At 64.7% G+C, this 18,054-nt stretch carries 15 protein-coding genes; 8 read left to right on the forward strand and 7 right to left on the reverse strand.

Features of this window, described 5'->3' with window-relative positions:
• Positions 1-62 precede the first annotated feature (62 nt).
• Positions 63-1,529, forward strand: a complete 1,467-nt coding sequence (locus tag MTX35_RS19590; RefSeq protein ID WP_243596561.1) for an HNH endonuclease signature motif containing protein — start codon at positions 63-65, stop codon at positions 1,527-1,529.
• A gap of 97 nt (positions 1,530-1,626) precedes the next feature.
• Here the strand turns inward: MTX35_RS19590 and MTX35_RS19595 are convergent, their stop codons facing one another.
• A complete protein-coding gene (locus MTX35_RS19595) occupies positions 1,627-2,055 on the reverse strand; it encodes an SRPBCC family protein (protein WP_243596562.1) in 429 nt (142 codons plus the stop codon).
• 59 nt (positions 2,056-2,114) lie between these two features.
• Between MTX35_RS19595 and MTX35_RS19600 the strand changes: the two genes are divergently transcribed.
• The 3 genes from MTX35_RS19600 to MTX35_RS19610 all read left to right on the forward strand — a co-directional run bounded on the left by MTX35_RS19600 (position 2,115) and on the right by MTX35_RS19610 (position 6,919).
• Positions 2,115-4,388, forward strand: a complete 2,274-nt coding sequence (locus MTX35_RS19600; RefSeq protein WP_243596563.1) for an ATP-dependent DNA ligase — start codon at positions 2,115-2,117, stop codon at positions 4,386-4,388.
• Between the two features lie 232 nt (positions 4,389-4,620).
• Positions 4,621-5,835: a lipase family protein gene (locus MTX35_RS19605; RefSeq protein WP_243596564.1), complete on the forward strand. Its 1,215-nt coding sequence runs from the start codon at positions 4,621-4,623 to the stop codon at positions 5,833-5,835.
• An 85-nt stretch (positions 5,836-5,920) separates the two neighbouring features.
• Positions 5,921-6,919, forward strand: coding sequence for an iron-siderophore ABC transporter substrate-binding protein (locus MTX35_RS19610; protein WP_243596565.1), 999 nt, complete (start codon positions 5,921-5,923; stop codon positions 6,917-6,919).
• 2 nt (positions 6,920-6,921) lie between these two features.
• On the opposite strand, the gene MTX35_RS19615 is transcribed toward MTX35_RS19610, so the two are convergent.
• From MTX35_RS19615 to MTX35_RS19630, 4 genes are all read right to left on the reverse strand, one after another.
• A complete protein-coding gene (locus tag MTX35_RS19615; protein WP_243596566.1) occupies positions 6,922-8,805 on the reverse strand; it encodes an ABC transporter ATP-binding protein in 1,884 nt (627 codons plus the stop codon).
• 101 nt (positions 8,806-8,906) lie between these two features.
• On the reverse strand, positions 8,907-11,222 hold the full coding sequence (gene lon / locus MTX35_RS19620; RefSeq protein WP_308198147.1) for an endopeptidase La: 2,316 nt from the start codon (positions 11,220-11,222) through the stop codon (positions 8,907-8,909).
• 108 nt (positions 11,223-11,330) lie between these two features.
• Positions 11,331-12,032, reverse strand: a complete 702-nt coding sequence (locus MTX35_RS19625; RefSeq protein WP_243596567.1) for a type 1 glutamine amidotransferase domain-containing protein — start codon at positions 12,030-12,032, stop codon at positions 11,331-11,333.
• 37 nt (positions 12,033-12,069) lie between these two features.
• Positions 12,070-12,837 (reverse strand): putative protein N(5)-glutamine methyltransferase, encoded by a 768-nt coding sequence (locus tag MTX35_RS19630; protein WP_243596568.1) that lies wholly within the window; start codon positions 12,835-12,837, stop codon positions 12,070-12,072.
• A gap of 184 nt (positions 12,838-13,021) precedes the next feature.
• Between MTX35_RS19630 and MTX35_RS19635 the strand changes: the two genes are divergently transcribed.
• The gene (locus MTX35_RS19635; RefSeq protein ID WP_243596569.1) at positions 13,022-13,828 is read left to right on the forward strand and encodes a pentapeptide repeat-containing protein; all 807 of its coding nucleotides are present in this window, start codon (positions 13,022-13,024) and stop codon (positions 13,826-13,828) included.
• A 161-nt stretch (positions 13,829-13,989) separates the two neighbouring features.
• Complete coding sequence (locus MTX35_RS19640) at positions 13,990-14,877, forward strand: oxidoreductase (protein WP_243596570.1); 888 nt, start codon at positions 13,990-13,992, stop codon at positions 14,875-14,877.
• A gap of 10 nt (positions 14,878-14,887) precedes the next feature.
• Here MTX35_RS19640 and MTX35_RS19645 read toward each other — a convergent pair whose 3' ends face one another.
• Both MTX35_RS19645 and MTX35_RS19650 read right to left on the reverse strand, forming a co-directional pair.
• Entirely contained in the window at positions 14,888-15,931 is a 1,044-nt protein-coding gene (locus tag MTX35_RS19645) for a glycerophosphodiester phosphodiesterase family protein (protein WP_243596571.1), read from the reverse strand.
• A gap of 11 nt (positions 15,932-15,942) precedes the next feature.
• Positions 15,943-16,503, reverse strand: a complete 561-nt coding sequence (locus tag MTX35_RS19650; RefSeq protein WP_243596572.1) for a TetR/AcrR family transcriptional regulator — start codon at positions 16,501-16,503, stop codon at positions 15,943-15,945.
• 60 nt (positions 16,504-16,563) lie between these two features.
• Here MTX35_RS19650 and zapE point away from each other — a divergent pair, with 60 nt between their 5' ends.
• Positions 16,564-17,505 carry a cell division protein ZapE gene (gene zapE, locus MTX35_RS19655; RefSeq protein ID WP_243596573.1) on the forward strand — a complete coding sequence of 314 codons (942 nt, stop codon included), beginning with the start codon at positions 16,564-16,566 and terminating at the stop codon, positions 17,503-17,505.
• Positions 17,506-17,631: 126 nt separating this feature from the next.
• The gene (locus MTX35_RS19660) at positions 17,632-18,006 is read left to right on the forward strand and encodes a hypothetical protein (protein WP_243596574.1); all 375 of its coding nucleotides are present in this window, start codon (positions 17,632-17,634) and stop codon (positions 18,004-18,006) included.
• Positions 18,007-18,054 lie beyond the last annotated feature (48 nt).

An 18,054-nucleotide genomic window follows, 5' to 3' on the forward strand; every position in this document is an offset into this window, starting at 1 on the left:
GGCAACAGTTTTCGATTCAACGATGGTTGCCAGTCGAACGCACGTTCGATACACTTACCTCCATGACCACGGAGATCTGGCAACTGAGCGAGAGCGAACTCCTCGCCGACGCCGACGCCGTCTCCCATGAAATTCAGTTGTTGGAGGCCCGGCGGATCGCCCTCGTCGCCGAGATCGACACCCGCGTCTTCCGCGAGAAACTCGGCTTCCCCGGACCCGCAGGCTGGCTGACCTCCACCACCCTGCTCTCGCCGTCCACGGCCACCAAGATCGTCGCCCTCGCCCGCGGCATGAAAAACTTCCCCGACATCGCCGACGCCGTCAACACCGGTGTCATCTCCGTCGATCACGCCGCGCTGATCCTCACCTTCGCCGAAACCCCACCGAAGGACCTCCCGGAAGAGGGTCGCGTCATGGCCCGCACCGCGTTGATCGCCGCCGCCACCGGGCCCGAAGCACGCACCGGCCGGATCCGAGCAGCGATCACCAAACTCGAGGACGAGTTCGGCGGCAAGACCCCACCACCCGAGAACACCGACCGCAACGAACTGTTCGCGTCGACAACCTTGAACGGACGTCTGGTGGCGAAGATGGATGTCGACGCTGTCACCGGAGAGAAACTCCTCACCGCCCTCTCCCCGCTGACCGAACCGCAACCCGCCGCCGACGGCACCCCAGACGACCGCAGCCCCGCCAAACGGCGCGCCGACGCCTTCGGACACATCCTCGACCAATACCTCGCCTCGAGCAGCCGGCCCATCGAAGGCGGAGAACGCCCGCACCTGAACCTCCACATCAACCTGCGCGACCTCACCGACCTCCGCGACAGCGCCGACACCGCCGACTCCGACGACATTGCAGACAACGAGAACACCCGCACGGCAAACGAATCCGATACAGACGGAGCCGATCCCGTCGACATCAACACCGGCAACCCGATCCACCCCAACTCCGCTGACGAGCCGGATACTGGAACCGCCGACCCGTACAGTGACGGCACCAGTCGCAGCGGCAGTGACACCGCCACTGGCGGTGAAGGTGACCGCTGTGCGACCGATCGTGGCACCTATCGAGATCTGTTCGGCGACGGCACTTCGGTCGGCTGGCTACCGTGGATGGGACCGCTCTCCCGCAACACTTCCCGGCAGTTGGCGTGTGATTGTGTTCTCACCGCCATCGTCATGGACGAGAACGGTAACCCGCTCAACCTCGCCCGCACCGCCCGCACCGTCACCGCCAAACAACGCAAAGCCCTCACCGCCCGCGATCACGGCTGCGCCTTCCCCGGCTGCGGCAAACCCGCCGCCTGGACCGAAGGACATCACATCTGGCACTGGGCCGACGGCGGCCCCACCGACATGAACAACCTGGTCCTACTGTGCGGATTCCACCACCGACTCATGCACCACTCCGACTGGGAAGTGTTCATCGGCACCGACAACCACCCCTGGTTCGTCCCACCCGCCACCGTCGACCCGTATCGACAACCGCGACAATCCCACGCCCGAGCCGGACCCCACATCGCATAGACGTGCTCGCACTATCCACACACCACTCCAGCCCCGCACCGAAACACCGGTGCGGGGCTGAAAGAGCTTGTCGTGCAGCTACTTCAGCAAGGATCCGTCAACTCAATGCCGCCAGATTGGCCACCGACTGCTTCACATCGGTGTCCAGCGCTCGCGCCACCACCGATCCCACCGGACCGAAGAGCACACCCCCACCGAATTTCGCATCGAGCGTCAGCTCCGACCCGCCCTCGGCCTCACGCACATGTACGGTCAGCGAGATTCGCACCCCGCCCTTGCCGCGGCCCGACATTTCGATCAGCTTCGGCTCGTCGTACTCGGTGAACTCCCACTTGATCGTGTTCTTGAAACCCTTCACCTTCACCAAGGATTCGACCTCCGTGCCCTTGCCGACCTTCTCCGGCGGCGGAGTGCACCAACCACCGTGGATGGTCATCCACTCGTCGAACCGGTCGAGCGCGGAAGCCTTGTCCCACGCGCCCTGAGGGTTCTCGGGCATCTGTACCGAGACACTGATCGTTGCCATGCATTCGAGCCTGTCACAACTTGCTCGCAGGTTCAGACGGCGACCACTAACCTGAGACGATGGCCACGCTCGAGATCGAAGGTCGCAAGGTCTCCGTCACCAACCTCGACAAAGTGCTGTTCCCCGAAACCGGCACCACCAAGAGCCAGATCATCGAGTACTACACCACCATCGCGCCAGCGATGCTTCCCCACCTGGTGGGCCGCGCAGTGACCCGTAAGCGGTGGCCGAACGGCGTCGACCAATCGTCGTTCTTCGAGAAGAACCTTGCCGCATCTGCACCCGACTGGCTCGATCGCCGTTCGATGCAGCACTCGGATCGCATCGTCACCTACCCCCTGTTCTCCACGGCAGCCGATCTGGCCTGGCTCGGTCAACAAGCGGCCATCGAAGCGCATGTGCCGCAGTGGCGATTCGACGGCACCGAACCCGGCCCCGCCACCCGCATGGTGTTCGACCTCGACCCCGGTGACGATGTCGATCTGGCCAGGTGCGCCGACGTGGCCTGCGAAATCAAGGACCTGATCAGCGATATCGGTATGACCGCGTATCCGGTCACCAGCGGCAGCAAGGGAATTCACCTGTACGTGCCGCTGGAGAAGCCGCTGTCGACCTCCGGCGCATCCACCGTCGCCAAACGCGTTGCCACCCTTCTCGAAGAGCGTTCTCCGGATCGGGTCACGGCAACGATGGCGAAAGCGAAACGAACCGGGCGGGTATTCGTGGACTGGAGCCAGAACAACGGCAAGAAGACGACGGTCGCACCGTACTCACTGCGCGGACGATCACGCCCCACCGTCGCGGCACCGCGCACCTGGGCCGAGCTCGAAGCATCCGGCCTACAGCAGCTTCGGTTCGAGGAGGTCCTCGAGCGCTACGCAGAATCGGGCGACCTGCTCGCAGATCTCGACCCCGCCATGGACTCGGTCCCCGAAAGCGACACCACCACAAACAAACTCGACAAGTACCGCAGCATGCGCAGCGCCGACAAGACACCCGAACCGATACCGACCACCACCGAGCCGCAGGGCAACAACGACACTTTCGTGATTCAAGAACATCATGCCCGACGCCTGCACTACGACTTCCGACTCGAACACGACGGCGTCCTGGTCTCGTGGGCCGTCCCCAAGAACATCCCGGTCGATCCGAAACAGAACCGACTGGCCGTTCACACCGAGGACCACCCACTCGAATACGCGACGTTCTCGGGTCGGATTCCGAAGGGCGAGTACGGCGGCGGCGACGTCTCCATCTGGGACAGCGGAACCTACGAACTCGAGAAGTGGCGCGACGACGAGGTCATCGTCGTCCTGCACGGATCGAAGGCGACCGGCCGATTCGCCCTGATCCGCACCAAGGGCAATCAATGGCTCATGCATCTGATGAAGGACGCACCGAGCGACAATCCCCCACCGAAGAACATCTCACCGATGCTCGCCACCGCAGGCGACATCCTCGATCTGCCGGACGACGAGTGGTCGTTCGAGGGCAAATGGGACGGGTTCCGCATCGTCGCCGAACTCACGCACGGTGAGATGACACTGCGTACACGCAGCGGCAACGACTACACCGAGAAATTCGGCGCGCTCCAATCGCTGGCGGACGACCTGTCCGACCACGATGCGGTCGTCGACGGCGAAGTGGTCGTGTTCGACGACAGCGGCATCAGCAGCTTCGAGAAATTGCAGAACGCGACTCGCGACCAGATCCGATTCATCGCCTTCGATCTGCTCTACCTCGACGGCACGTCACTGCTGCGCAAGAAGTACTCGGATCGACGACGACTCCTCGAACTACTCACCACCGGACTGGACTCGGTCCTGGTTCCGCCGCGGCTGACGGGCACCGCTGCGGACGCCATCGCCGAAAGCAGAGAACGGGGCTGGGAAGGCGTCGTCGCAAAACGAACCGACTCCGTCTATCAACCCGGCAAGCGCGCCCACACGTGGATCAAGTTCAAGAACTGGCGGACCCAGGAGATCGTGATCGGCGGATGGCGTCGGGGGCAGGGTCGCCGTTCCGGCGGGTTCGGCTCCTTGCTCATGGGCATCCCCGACGGTGACCGACTGCGTTACGTGGGACGCGTCGGAACCGGGTTCGACGACCGTGCGCTCGATACGCTCGCAGCACTCCTGGCCCCACTCGAGGCGTCGGACAGTCCCTTCTCGTCGATGCTGCCCGCGACCGATCGGAAGGGGGCAGTGTGGGTCGAGCCTGCCCTTGTCGGCGAGGTGCGGTTCTACGAGGCGACGGAATCGGGCCATCTACGGCACCCGAGTTGGCGCGGCCTACGCCCGGACAAGGAACCGAAAGACGTCGCTCTCGAGTAGCGCTACGTCCGCGGGACAGAGTATTTCGCTTCTTTCCAAGAAACCGGCAAGTGAACCGTTCTTCTGTTGCCTTAGAATCGACGAGTGCGTACCGTTCGTCCTATCGTTTCCGGGGGGAGCGTAACGGGTCACGCTTTGACAGCTATATCGGTTTGCGGGCCGGCTCTACGGGGGCTTGCCAGATCGCCGCAGCGTTCGTCGCTTCGGTTCAGGCACGGAGGGGATTACTTACATGCGGGTTCTCAAATTGGCAGGTGCTGCCACATTCACGGCAGCGGCCGTGTTGTGTTCATCGCTCGTCGGCGCAGGTCAGGCGGCGGCAGAGCCACTGATGCCGACCCCCATCGCAGACGGGTTCGGTGCACCGCCTGCGGGTCTGGACGCCCTGCAACCGGGCGACGTGATCTCCAGCCGACCGATGCCCCCGCCGCCCGGATTCTTCGATGTCGACGTATGGCAGCTGAAATTCCGCTCGACCGATTCGACGGGTGATCCCATTGCGGCGATCAATACCATCATGGTCCCGCGCAACAAAGCTCCCAATGGCCCGTTGCTTTCCTACCAACACATCATCAATGCACTGGGTCTCGAATGTGCACCTTCACAGGCCCTTTGGACCAACGACCCCAATTTGGCCATTCGTGAGGCTCCGGCGCTGAACGCCGTGCTGCAGCGCGGCTGGACTGTCGCCATCGCCGATCATCTCGGACCGAGAAGCGCCTACGGTGCCGCCAAGCTCGGCGGGCAGATCGTGTTGGACAGCATTCGCGCCACTCAGCGCTTCGATCCCATCCAGGTTCAGCAGAGCCCGGTTGCGTTGGCCGGCTACTCCGGTGGCGGAATGGCCACGGCATGGGCAGCTGCGCTGCAGAACGACTACGCACCGGAGCTGAACATCGTCGGCAGCGCAAACGGTGGTGCTCCGATGAATCTCGAGCGCATGGCCCGCGATCTCGGTTTCGCCCCGCACCCCATGTTCGGTCTGGCGTTCGCCGCCGCGCTCGGTATCGAACGCGAGTACCCCACCCGCATCCCGATCAGTTCTCAGCTCAACCCGGTGGGTAAGGAGATCGAGAGAAAGATGCAGAACGGGTGCACCAACGACATCATCGCCGCGGGTGCAGGCAAGAGTGCCATGGAGGTCGCGGGCACGTTGGATCTGATCAACAGTCCGGAAGCGATCGCCGCCGTCAACGAGAACAGCGTCGAGCTGTATCCCGGCGTACCGAAGGCACCGTACTTCGAGTGGCACAGCCCGTCCGATGTCTTGATCCCGGTCAGCGCCATCGACAACACGATCGACCGATACTGCCGCGCCGGAGTCCTGGTGACCGAGGTGCAGGTACCCAGCAACGATCACCTGACCGCTGCAGTGCTCGGCCTACCCCAGGCGCTCGAGTGGATCGATCAGCGATTCGCCGGAGTACCGGCTACCTCCACCTGCTGATCGGCTCCTCCGACCCTGGCACATGATCAACGCAACATTGGGTCGGTTAGGCTAACCTCGCTAAGTTCCGGTGCGAGGAGATCACATGAAGAAGACCGTCCAGCTCGTCGCCGCCGGTGCCTCCGTTCTGGCACTGGCGGTCGGCTGTTCGTCCGACAACACCACGGCCACGTCCGCTGGCTCAGACAGCGATTCAGGCGGCTTCCCCGTCACCATCGAGCACAAGTTCGGTGAGACGGTCGTCGACGCCGAGCCCACCCGCGTCGTGACGATCGGGTTCAACGAGCAGGACTTCGCGCTCGCGCTGGGCGTGAAGCCCGTCGCGACACGCGGCAACCTGAGCTACGACTACCGCCAGCGTCCCTGGGCGCAGGAAGCGTTGGGCGGCACCGAGATTCCCGAGGTCGGCAGCACCGATCTGAACCTCGAGCAGATCGCAGCGCAGTCACCCGATCTGATCCTCGGGCCGTACTCCTTCATCGACCAGGGCCAGTACGACACGCTCTCGGGAATGGCACCCACGATCGCCGACATCGGCGGCTACGACGACGTGCCCGCGGCAACCTGGCAGCAGGAGTTCGCCGTTGTCGGCGAAGCCCTCGGCAAGTCGCAGGAGGCACAGGGCCAGACGGCCGAGTTGGAGCAGAAGTTCGCCACCACCGAGTCCGAGAATCCTCAGTTCACCGGTAAGTCACTGTCTCTCGCGTTCGTCATGGACGACGGCAGCTACCTCCTGCTCGGCAAGGACGACATCCGCGCGCTGTTCTTCACCGACCTCGGCTTCGAGATTCCCGACGCCTCCGAGACCATCAGTCCCGAGAACCTCGATCGACTCGACACCGACGTCCTCGTCATCGCCGGCCAGAGTCGCGAACAGCTGCAAGCGAACCCGCTGCTCGCTGCCCTCGACGTGGTGAGCCAGGATCGAACCGTCTACATCGGCTCCTTCAGTACGGACCTGCCCTCGGCCCTGGGCTACTCGAGCCCACTGTCGCTGGACTACGCGATCGACGGTTTCACCCCCATGCTCGCCGCCGCCACCGACGACGACCCGTCCACGGTGGTCCCCGACCCGGCTTCGTAGGGTCACTCCACGGGAGCCACAGTCACGGTCTGCGCGAACTGCGTGCGGTGCAACTCCTCGTAGCGACCTCCCGCTGCGAGGAGTTGATCGTGTGTGCCGCGTTCGACGACTCGCCCGTCCTCGATCACCAGGATCATGTCCGCGGCCCTGATCGTCGATAGTCGATGCGCGATCACCACCGATGTCTTTCCCTCCAACGCCTCGGCCAACGCGGCCTGCACCGCGGCCTCGGACGTCGAATCCAACGAGGCCGTTGCCTCGTCGAGGATGACGACCCGTGGCTGTGCGATCAGCAACCGGGCGATCGTCAGGCGCTGACGCTCACCGCCGGAGAGCCGATATCCACGCTCGCCGACGACGGTGTCCAGGCCGTCGGGCAGGGATCGCACGAGATCTGCCAGCCTCGCCCGCGAGAGTGCATCCCACAGTTCGTCGTCGGTGGCGTCGGGCCGCGGTAGCAACAGATTCGACCGGATGCTCTCGTGGAACAGGTGCCCGTCCTGCGTCACCATTCCCACTGTGCCGCGGACGGATTCGGCAGTCAGATCTCGTACGTCCACGCCACCGAGCCGTACCGCGCCGCCATCGACGTCGTACAACCGCGCGATCAACTGCGCGATCGTGGACTTGCCCGCACCGGAGGTACCGACGAGCGCGACCATCTGGCCGGGTTCGGCCCGGAACGACACTCCGTGCAGAACCTCCTCTCCCCCGCGCGAATCCAAGGTGGCGACCTCTTCGAGCGAGGCGAGCGAGACTTTGTCCGCGGACGGGTACGCGAACCTGACATCGTCGAGTTCGACGGCCACCGGCCCCGGCGGTAGCACTGCCGCGTCGGGCTTGTCGGCGATCAGCGGAACGAGATCGAGAACCTCGAAGACCCGCTCGAAGCTCACCAATGCGCTCATGACCTCCACGCGAGCACTCGCCAGCGCAGTCAACGGAGAGTACAACCGCGCCAGCAGAAGCGACAGGGCCACAACCGAACCCGGGTCCAGTGTCCCTCGAAGGGCATAGAATCCGCCCAAGCCGTACACCACGGCGAGCGCCAACGCCGAGACGAGTGTCAGCGCCGTCACGAACACCGTCTGCACCATCGCACTCCGCACACCGATATCGCGCACCCGCGCCGCCCGTACCGCGAACTCGACCGATTCCTGCTCGGGATGACCGAACAGTTTGACCAGTGTTGCTCCCGGTGCCGAGAAGCGCTCGGTCATCTGCGTGCTCATCGCCGAATTGTGTGCTGCCGCTTCACGTTGCAGACGTGCGAGGCGTCGGCCCATCCGGCGTGCGGGCAGCACGAACACCGGCAACAGGACGAGCGCGAGAAGCGTGATCTGCCAGGAGATCCCGATCATCACCACCAGCGTCAGCACCAACGTCACCAGGTTGCTGACAACACCGGACAGGGTGGTGCTGAATGCGCGCTGCGCTCCGATCACGTCGTTGTTGAGTCGGCTCACCAGCGCACCGGTGCGGGTTCGCGTGAAGAACGCGATCGGCATGCGCTGCACGTGGTCGAACACCGCGGTCCGCAGGTCCAGGATCAAGCTTTCGCCGATGTTCGACGAGAGCCACCGATTGATCAGACCGACCACGGCGTCCACCAGAGCGATGGCCGCGATGGCCAAGGCCAGCATCACCACCACGCGCAGCTCTCGACCGTCGACGATCGCGTTGACCACCCGACCGGCCAACACGGGCGTGGCCACCGCGAGAACGGCCAGAGCCACGCTGAGCGCCAGGAATCCCCCCAACGCCCGGCGATGCGGAGCCGCGAACGTCAGGATCCTGCGGGCCGTCGCCATCGAGAACGACGACTGGGTATCAGGCCTGTTCATGGTGCGATACATCTGATTCCAGGCGGTCATCTCCATGCTCATGTCAGCACCCTCATGTCATCACTCTCATGTCGTCGATCTCATGTCATCACGGTAGAACCTCGACATAGCTCGAGGTCAAGCGCGGCTCCTGTTGCCCATGATCACGCCGCCGCGGCGGCTGCCACCGGTTCCAGCGCGAGCGCCAGAATGTCAACGACATCGGTCATCGGACGGACGTCCAACGCCTCGAGCACTTCCGCGGGCACGTCGTCCAGATCCGGCTCGTTGCGAGCCGGAATGAACACCGTCTTCAGTCCCGCGCGCTGCGCAGCCAACAGTTTCTGCTTCACTCCACCGATGGGCAGCACCCGACCGTTCAACGTGACCTCGCCGGTCATGCCGACATCCGAGCGCACCGGCCGCCCTGTGGCCATCGATACCAGGGCCGTCACCATCGTCACACCGGCCGACGGACCGTCCTTCGGCACCGCGCCCGCCGGAACGTGGACGTGGATGCTGCGATCGAGAGATTCCGGCGTGACGCCGAATTGCGCTGCGTGCGAGCGCACGTAGGACAGCGCGATCTGTGCGGACTCCTTCATCACATCGCCGAGTTGGCCGGTGAGCTCGAGCCGGGCGTCGCCGTCGGTCGCCGCTGCTTCGATGAACAACACGTCGCCGCCGAGGCCGGTGACCGCAAGACCGGTGGCGACACCCGGCACCTCGGTGCGCTCGTGCGCTTCGGGAGTGAAGCGTGGTCGACCGAGGTACGTCACCAGATCCGGCTCGTCGATCTCCAGGACATCGGTGGAGCCCACCAACCTGGTAGCCACCTTGCGAAGTGCCTTGGCCAACAATCGCTCCAGTTGCCGCACTCCGGGCTCCCGGGTGTAGTCGGCCGCGATCGTGCGCAGCGCCGCGTCGGTGACCGTCACCTCCTCGGATGTGATTGCAGCCCTGTCCATCTGACGCGGCAGCAAGTAGTTCCGTGCGATGACGACCTTGTCGTCCTCGGTGTAGCCGTCGATGGTCACCAATTCCATGCGGTCGAGCAGCGGACCGGGAATCTGGTCGATCACGTTGGCGGTCGCGAGGAAGACCACGTCGGACAGGTCGAGATCCAGATCGAGGTAGTGATCACGGAACGTGTGGTTCTGCGCAGGGTCGAGCACCTCGAGCAGAGCGGCACTCGGGTCACCGCGATAGTCCGAGCCGACCTTGTCGATCTCGTCCAGCAGCACAACAGGATTCATCGATCCCGCCTCACCGATGGCCCGGACGATGCGGCCCGGCAACGCGCCGACGTAGGTGCGGCGGTGACCGCGGATCTCGGCCTCGTCGCGAACGCCGCCCAGAGCGACGCGCACGAACTGTCGGCCGAGCGCACGGGCCACCGACTCGCCGAGGGAGGTCTTGCCGACTCCTGGCGGACCTGCGAGCACCATGACGGCACCCGACCCACGCCCACCGACCGACTGCAAGCCACGTTCGGAGCGACGTGCACGGACGGCCAAGTACTCGACGATGCGATCCTTCACGTCATCGAGGCCATGATGATCGGCGTCGAGAACTGCACGTGCAGAATCGATGTCGTTGTTGTCGGTCGTGGTGTTGTTCCACGGTAGGTCGAGCACGGTGTCGAGCCAGGTTCGGATCCAACCCGATTCCGGACTCTGATCGCTTGCCCGCTCCAGTTTGCCGACCTCACGCAGCGCCTGTTCGCGCACCTTCTCGGGCAGGTCTGCGGCCTCGACGCGGCCGCGGTAGTCGTCGGCACCGTCGGGCTCATCCTCGCCGAGTTCCCTCCGGATGGCGGCCAACTGCTGTCGGAGCAGGAACTCCTTCTGAGTCTTCTCCATCCCCTCGCGGACGTCGCCCGAGATCTTGTCGTTGACCTCGACTTCGGCGAGATGGGCCTTGGTCCACTCGATGAGCGACGTCAGACGCGTTGCCACGTCCGGGGTTTCGAGTAGGTCACGCTTCTGCACGTCGGTGAGGTACGACGCGTAGCCGGCCGTGTCGGCGATCGCGCCCGGGTCGGTGAGCTTGTTGACCGAGTCGATCACCTGCCAGGCGTCCCGGCGCTGGAGCATGGCCACGACGAGTTGCTTGTATTCGGTAGCAAGGGCTGTGAGGTCGTCGTTCGGGGACACGTCGGCGACGGTCTCGACCTCGACCCAGAGGGCGGCACCGGGACCGCTGACACCGTGGCCGATGTGCGCGCGTCGGGTGGCCTTGACGACAGCGGCCGGGCGACCGTCCGCCAGGCGACCCATCTGCACGATCGTGGCAAGGACACCGTAGGCGGCGTAGCGGTCTTCGAGACGCGGAGCGACGAGCAGCGTGCCGTCGTTGCTCGCCTTCGCTGCATCGACGGCGGCGCGCGCAGCCTCGTCGAGTTCGACGGGCACCACCATCCCGGGCAGGACGACCGGGTCGGTCAGGAACAGCACGGGGACACGAACGGTTTCGGTCACTTCTCCTCCAAAGGATTGAGCTATTGGGGCTCAACTTCGAAAGCAGTAGTGATGTTCCCACCGATGGCCGGTGTTCTCCGTGGGCAGAACACCGGCCGCTGGCGACGACTACTTCAACGAACTGACCAGCTTCTCCGCGAGCGGACGCGTCGAGGCCGGGTTCTGCCCGGTGTAGAGATTTCGGTCGACGACGACGTTCGGCCCCCACGCATCGGTGGAGTCGAACTTCGCGCCGTTCTCGCGCAGGCGGGTCTCGAGCAACCACGGGGCCTTGTCGGCGAGACCGGCCTGGGTCTCCTCCTCGTCGGTGAATCCGGTGAGCTCGTAGCCGTCGAACGCCCAGGTTCCGTCGCTGCGGACGGCGGGGAGCAGGGCGGCAGGCGCATGGCACACCGCGGAGACAACCTTGTTCGCATCGAGGAAGTCGACCACCAGCGCGCCGAAGCTCTCCGACACGGCGAGATCCTCCATCGGCCCGTGACCGCCGGGGACGAACACCACGTCGAAGTCCGACGCCTTCTGGTCCTCCAACTTCGCGGGCGAGGACAGGATCGACTCGATCGAGGCGAGGTAGCTCTTCTGGTCGGCCACCTTCTCCTCGTCGCCGCCGTTGGCATCGACAGCCAGGCTGCCTTCGTCGACGACGGGAGCCTTACCGCCCGGCGTCGCGACCGTGATGTCCCAGCCTGCGTCGACGAACGTGCGATGGGACTCGACGAGCTCCTCGGCCCAGTACCCGGTGGGATGCTTCGTACCGTCGTTCAATGTCCAGTGGTCGGCAGCGGTTACAGCGAACAGCAATGTAGTCATGGCGGGTGGATGCCACGCACACGCCCGATCGAAACACTCATCGCCTCGGCAGTGAACCGACCACCACGACGGCGTCGAACGCCTCGGATTCGTGGATACGGCCGGAGAGGCCGGCGTCGACCACGGCCTGAAGCGTCGAATATGCCAGGGCTGCACTGGTTTCGATGAGGAGATGACCGCCGGGAGCCAGCCATCGTGACGCCCCCGCAGCAACCCGGCGGTGAATTCGGGCACCGTCCGTACCGCCGTCGAGCGCGATGTGCGGCTCGTGGATGCGCGCCTCTCGTGGCATCAGCCCGATGTCGCTCGTCGGGACATAGGGCGCGTTGACGACGATCGCATCGAACCTGCCGAGCAAACCCGGCGGCACGGCGTCGTACAGGTCGCCGAGGTACACCGTGCCCCCGACGTCGGCGAGGTTTCTCGACGCACACTCCACCGCCACCGCGTCGACGTCGACGGCGTGCAACTCGAGGACGCCACCGACCGACAGGCCTATGGCTCCGGAACCGCAGCACAGATCGAGCAGCACCGAAGGATGCAGCGCTGCAGCACATTCGACGAGAAACTCGGTTCTTCGGCGAGGCACGAACACACCCGGCTCGACGGCGATGCGTCGACCACAGAACGCGACCCAGCCGACGACGTGCTCGAGCGGCTCACCCGCAACGCGGCGTGCGAGCCTCTCTCTGAGCTCTGCCGGAGTCGCCGCGGATTCGACGAGGATGTCGGCTTCCTCCTCGGCGAACACGCACCCGGCATCGCGCAGCGAGAACACCACCTCGTCGTACTCGAGTTCCGACATCGACCGTGCCTCCCGGAGTGCTTGTCGCCCGCCTGCCCGCTCGCTGAAATACTGTAACGCGGTATGTCGCAGGCGAGCGGAGCCCGATGGGCTGGGAATTTCATCGCACTGATCGACAGACCGGAGTGACTGCGCCGAACAATCTCGTTTGACGCTGCCACTCCACGAAGGACAGAGTGAGCGCATGCGCGCGCCCGAGAACCTACTGGCCGATTGCGGCAGTTGTTTCGGCCTCTGTTGCGTCGCTCTGCCCTTCGCGAGGTCCTCGGACTTTGCAGTCGACAAGGCCGCCGGGGAGCCATGTCGCAATCTTCGGCAGGACTCGGCATGCGGCATTCACTCGACGCTCCGCGAGAAGGGCTTTGCCGGGTGCACGGTGTACGACTGCTTCGGTGCGGGCCAGCAGGTGTCGCAGTCCACGTTCGCAGGACGGGACTGGCGGGAGCAGCCGTCGAACTCGTCGAAGATGTTCGCGGTGTTCCCGATCATGCGTGATCTGCACGAGTTGCTCTGGTACCTGGCGGATGCCCGTGACCGGGATGCGACGGCTTCATTGCACGATCGACTGTCCAGCGACAACGCAGAACTGCATGCACTGACCGAATCACCGCCCGACGTGCTGCTGTCGGTCGACGTCTCCGGTCTGCGCTCGCGGATCAACGAAGTGCTGCTCGAGGCAAGCGATCTGGTTCGTGCCGAAGTGAAAGGCAAGAAGAAGAACTACCGCGGCCGCGACTTGATGGGTACGCAACTGGCCGGTGCGAACCTGCGCGGTGCCAGCCTGCGCGGCACCTACCTCATCGGGGCGACGCTGCGCGGAGCCGACCTGCGCCTGACGGATCTGATCGGTGCAGACCTCCGCGGCACCGACCTTCGAGGTGCGGATCTGCGCGGCAGCCTCTATGCCACGCAGTTCCAGATCGATGCGGCACGGGGTGACCGAGCAACCCGGCTGCCCGAATCCTTGGCCCGTCCGAGTCACTGGACCTGACACTCGGGGCGTTCGGCCCGGCGAGACAGTCCGGACACATGCACCCGCCGCACGGAAAGCCCGAGATGCAGGATTTCCGGTCCGCTTCGGAAAATCCGAATGTTCATCGGCTTCTGAGCTGCTCATGGGCAAAGTCCAAAACAGACCGGTAGCCTGACTCCGTGCCCGAAACCAAGCAGAGACGCGTTGTCATCACCGGAGCGAACACCGGCATCGGCTACTTCACCGCCTTGGAGTTCGCGACGCGCGGCGACCACGTGACGCTCGCATGCCGCAACCAGGACAAAGCCGAGGCAGCCGCGGCGAAAATCCGGTCGGAGGCCCCGAACGGAACGGTCGACACGGCCGCGCTGAACCTTGCCGATCTGGCATCGGTGCGTGACTACGCCGCGTCGGCTCCCGAGTCGATAGACGTATTGATCAACAACGCCGGCGTCATGATGCCTGCCTCGCGGACCGAAACCGAGGACGGATTCGAGCTTCAGCTCGGCACCAACCATCTCGGTCACTTCGCGCTGACCGGGCTGCTGTTCCCCAAGCTCGCCGACCACGCGAAGATCACCACCATCGCATCCGTCGCGCACCGTCAGCGCCCCAAGCTCGACTTCGACAATCTCCAGCTCGAGCGTGGCTACAACGCTCAGCGTGGGTACGCGAACTCCAAGCTGGCCAACATCCTGTTCGCGCTGGAACTCCAGCGTCGGATCGACAAGGCCGGCTCGACGGTGACCAGCAATGCTGCGCACCCCGGTATCTCGTCGACCGAGCTCTACTCCAGTCCGGACGGCTTGGGCAGCAACAAGATTCTGGCTGCGCTGGCACCCATCGGATTGAAGTTCATCTCTCAATCTGCCCGTGCCGGAGCGCTTCCCACGATCTATGCGGTCGACGTCGCTGGCGGCGGGACCTACAGTGGCCCCACGTCGCTGTTCGAGTCCCGCGGCAAGCCCGGCCCGGCGTCCATGACTCGCATGGCTCAGGATCCCGCGCTCGCGGCGAAGCTGTGGGACGCCAGCGAGAAGCTGACCGGGGTCGGCTACCCGCTCTGACCGCGGACCGTCACCGGGCGGGTTCGGGTAGAGGAAGCCCGCGCTCGCTCATGACGGCACGCAACCGGTCGGGGTAATCGGTGATCAGGCCGTCGACGCCCAGATCCATCAGGGCATGCATGGTGTCGGGATCGTCGACGGTCCACGGGATGACTCGTATCCCGCGTTCGTGCGCGGCGTCCACCACGTCCTGCGTGACGTAGAGCTCGAAGTCGGGGTCGCCGACCTTGCCGCTCTGTGGGGTGCCCTGCACGGGCGAGTACGCCGACGCCCCGAACGAATCGATCGCGGCGATCGCGTCCCCACCGACATCATCGATATCGATCCCACCCAGCCAGGGTGACGCCCCGTCCTGCCCGATCTGCAGGAAGTCACCGTTGGTCAGCGCGACCACCGGTACGTCCGGTTCGGTGTCGCGCACCAGCTTCAGTGCGCCCCAATCGAAGCTCTGCACGGTGACCCTGTCCAGCATCCCGGCATCGCGGATGGTCCCCAGCACTGTCTCGACGAACTGCTCACGCGGAGCGGTCTCGGTAGGGCTGCCCGCCTCGACCTTGGTTTCGACGTTCAGCGTCACTCCCGGTGCGTCGGCCGACTTCACCAGATCCAGCACCTCGGTAAGCGTCGGCATCCGGGCACCGGCCACGCGCCGCTGCTCCGGGTGGTCCGCGAGCGGTAAGGCTCCGCAATCGAGAGTGTGGATCTGCGCGAGTGTCAGCGTGTTCACGAACTTCCCGACGTAGGGAAATTCCGGATCTGCCGGCGTGATTGCACCGGTGTCGATGCACTTCTTGTCGGAAACCTTGCGGTCGTGGGTGACGATCGCGATGCCGTCCTCGGTGATCTGCGTATCCAGCTCGAGGGTGCTCACCCCGAGTTGCAATGCGTTGGTGAACGATTCGATCGTGCTCTCGGAGACCAAGCCAAGTCCGCCGCGATGGGCCTGCAGGTCGAACGAGCCGAGCGGGGCCGGGTCCGCTGCCGAGTCCGTGCCACACCCCGTCAACACCGCGAGGGGAACACACACCAGGGGCACGTACCGACCGAATCGCATGCTCGACGAGGCTACGGACGGTCGGTGTCCACCGAGTTCCCTCGCAGTGAACTCCCCGCACCCGCGAGGTATACGGAGACTGGAAAACGAAGCGCTGCAACATCCTTCGCAGAGGAGCGTCCGAACACCACGTCGGCCACCAGCCCCTCACACAGCGAGACCAGGCCGTCTCCGTGCGCGGGCTCGGAGAACAATTCCCGCGCCCGTTCGATCGAGAAGAACGATCGAGCCAGCACGTCTCGAACATCCTGCGCAACAGCGGGATCCAGCATCAGCGCGTAGCGGGCTCGAAGCTCGACCAGGCGATGGGTGAGCGCATCGTGGAGATACCGCGCGACGACCGTGGCGACGTCGCTCTCGGTACCGACGATATCGACGAACGTCGCACGCGAGAGCTCGACCAGGCGCGCGGCGACCGCCGACAACAGGTCGGACTTGGTGCGGAAGTAGTAGGACGTCGAACCCGCTGGATAGTCGAGCGCCGAGTCGAGCGACCGATGCGTCAACGCACGCAGGCCGTCGTGCGCGATGACCACGAGTGCCGCGTCGGCGATGGCGGTTCGGCGATCCATGGTCGTGACCCTACACACCTCCTCTACAAAAGTAGAGGAATCCGGCGTACGGTTCGATCCATGAGGCCGATCGCACCGCGCCACGCATTCGACACCGAGTTCACCCTCGACGACGCGCAAGCCGCGGCAGCAGACACGCTGTCGACCCCTGGCACCGAGGGTGCCTACCTGTGGGGCCCGGTCGGCCGTGGCAAGACGTGGCTGCTCGACGCCTACTTCTCCGGTGTCGCGACCACCGCCAAGAAGCGCGTCCACTTCCACAGCTTCTTCCGCGACCTGCACGCTGCGTACTTCCGTCACCGCTTCTCGATCGACGCGGCCATCGACGACATTCTCGCGACGGACGACACCGGCCTGCAGGCCGAGCTGCTGTGCTTCGACGAGTTCCACGTCCACGACATCGGCGACGCCCGGCTCATCACGCGCATGCTCGATACCCTCTTCGCCCGCGGCGTCGCTCTGGTCGTCACCTCCAACTACGCCCCCGACGATCTGCTGCCGAATCCGATGTTCCATCCGACCTTCGTTCCGACGATCGACAAGCTGAAGAGGAACCTCGAGATCATCTGCGTCGACGGTCCTGTCGACTACCGTTCCGTCGGCACGAGTGGGTCGCGATTCGCCTCGGGAACGTGGACTCTCGAGCCCGGCTCGGTTGGTCGCACGTTCACGGAATTGTGCTGCGCCGCTCGTTCGACGGGCGACTACCTCCGGATGCTGGAGACCACAACGAACTTGACGGTCACCGAGGTTCCTGCGCTCGAGAGTGTGGACGAATTCGCCGCTCAGCGGTTCGCGAATCTCGTGGATGTCCTGTACGACCACGATGTGCGAGTCGACTTCCACGCCCTCGTCCCGCTGCACGAATTCGGCGTCGGATGTATCGGTCTCGACACCGAACGATTGGTCAGCCGGCTCGGCGAGCTGAGCACACTGCCACTCCAGCGCGCGGCGTACACCGCCGACGGGCCCGCACACACAAAGGGAGACACCCACTACTGACGGCGGTCGGGGGCGACAGCAGTAGCGGGTGTCTCAACTCCTATTCGCCGCCCCTCATCGGGTGGATGGGTCTGGATGGGAAATTCTTTCGAAGTTTTTTCGACCGCCCAGGAATAGCCTGTGACCATGGCATTCACAGCAGCGAACCACTACGACTTCAGCGGCGACGACCTCACCGGAACCGTCGACGCCCATCGATCCGCCGGAGTCTGGGCGGCGCAGCTCGTACTCAGTGGTGAGACGCTCGAATCCACCGACGTCACCCGATCCGATCTGGGCTTCGAGGTGCGAACCGTCGTGCAGAACCTCTCCGACGGCAACCGAACCCACCTGCTCCTCGTACTGCCGCGCGTCAACATCGACGCGGACGACAGTCAGCCGGTCACGTTCACCTCGTACGCCGTCCTGTACACCGTCCACGGCGGATCGACCGAAGCGCACGGTGCTGCCGAGTCCTACGACGTGCGGCTGCTCAGCGGAACCGCGTCACACGTCGGTTAGAGCCGGACCGGGAACAGCTCTCGTCGCAATCCGGTTGTTCTGCGCAGT

Origin of the sequence: Rhodococcus sp. ARC_M12 (assembly GCF_022810385.1) — a bacterium.
Taxonomy (GTDB): domain Bacteria; phylum Actinomycetota; class Actinomycetes; order Mycobacteriales; family Mycobacteriaceae; genus Rhodococcoides; species Rhodococcoides navarretei.

Coding starts and splice junctions, on each gene's coding strand:
- MTX35_RS19590 (WP_243596561.1), top strand. CDS start 63: ATGACCACGGAGATCTGGCAACTGAGCGAGAGCGAACTCCTCGCCGAC.
- MTX35_RS19595 (WP_243596562.1), bottom strand. CDS start 2,055: ATGGCAACGATCAGTGTCTCGGTACAGATGCCCGAGAACCCTCAGGGC.
- MTX35_RS19600 (WP_243596563.1), top strand. CDS start 2,115: ATGGCCACGCTCGAGATCGAAGGTCGCAAGGTCTCCGTCACCAACCTC.
- MTX35_RS19605 (WP_243596564.1), top strand. CDS start 4,621: ATGCGGGTTCTCAAATTGGCAGGTGCTGCCACATTCACGGCAGCGGCC.
- MTX35_RS19610 (WP_243596565.1), top strand. CDS start 5,921: ATGAAGAAGACCGTCCAGCTCGTCGCCGCCGGTGCCTCCGTTCTGGCA.
- MTX35_RS19615 (WP_243596566.1), bottom strand. CDS start 8,805: ATGAGCATGGAGATGACCGCCTGGAATCAGATGTATCGCACCATGAAC.
- MTX35_RS19625 (WP_243596567.1), bottom strand. CDS start 12,032: ATGACTACATTGCTGTTCGCTGTAACCGCTGCCGACCACTGGACATTG.
- MTX35_RS19630 (WP_243596568.1), bottom strand. CDS start 12,837: ATGTCGGAACTCGAGTACGACGAGGTGGTGTTCTCGCTGCGCGATGCC.
- MTX35_RS19635 (WP_243596569.1), top strand. CDS start 13,022: ATGCGCGCGCCCGAGAACCTACTGGCCGATTGCGGCAGTTGTTTCGGC.
- MTX35_RS19645 (WP_243596571.1), bottom strand. CDS start 15,931: ATGCGATTCGGTCGGTACGTGCCCCTGGTGTGTGTTCCCCTCGCGGTG.
- MTX35_RS19650 (WP_243596572.1), bottom strand. CDS start 16,503: ATGGATCGCCGAACCGCCATCGCCGACGCGGCACTCGTGGTCATCGCG.
- zapE (WP_243596573.1), top strand. CDS start 16,564: ATGAGGCCGATCGCACCGCGCCACGCATTCGACACCGAGTTCACCCTC.
- MTX35_RS19660 (WP_243596574.1), top strand. CDS start 17,632: ATGGCATTCACAGCAGCGAACCACTACGACTTCAGCGGCGACGACCTC.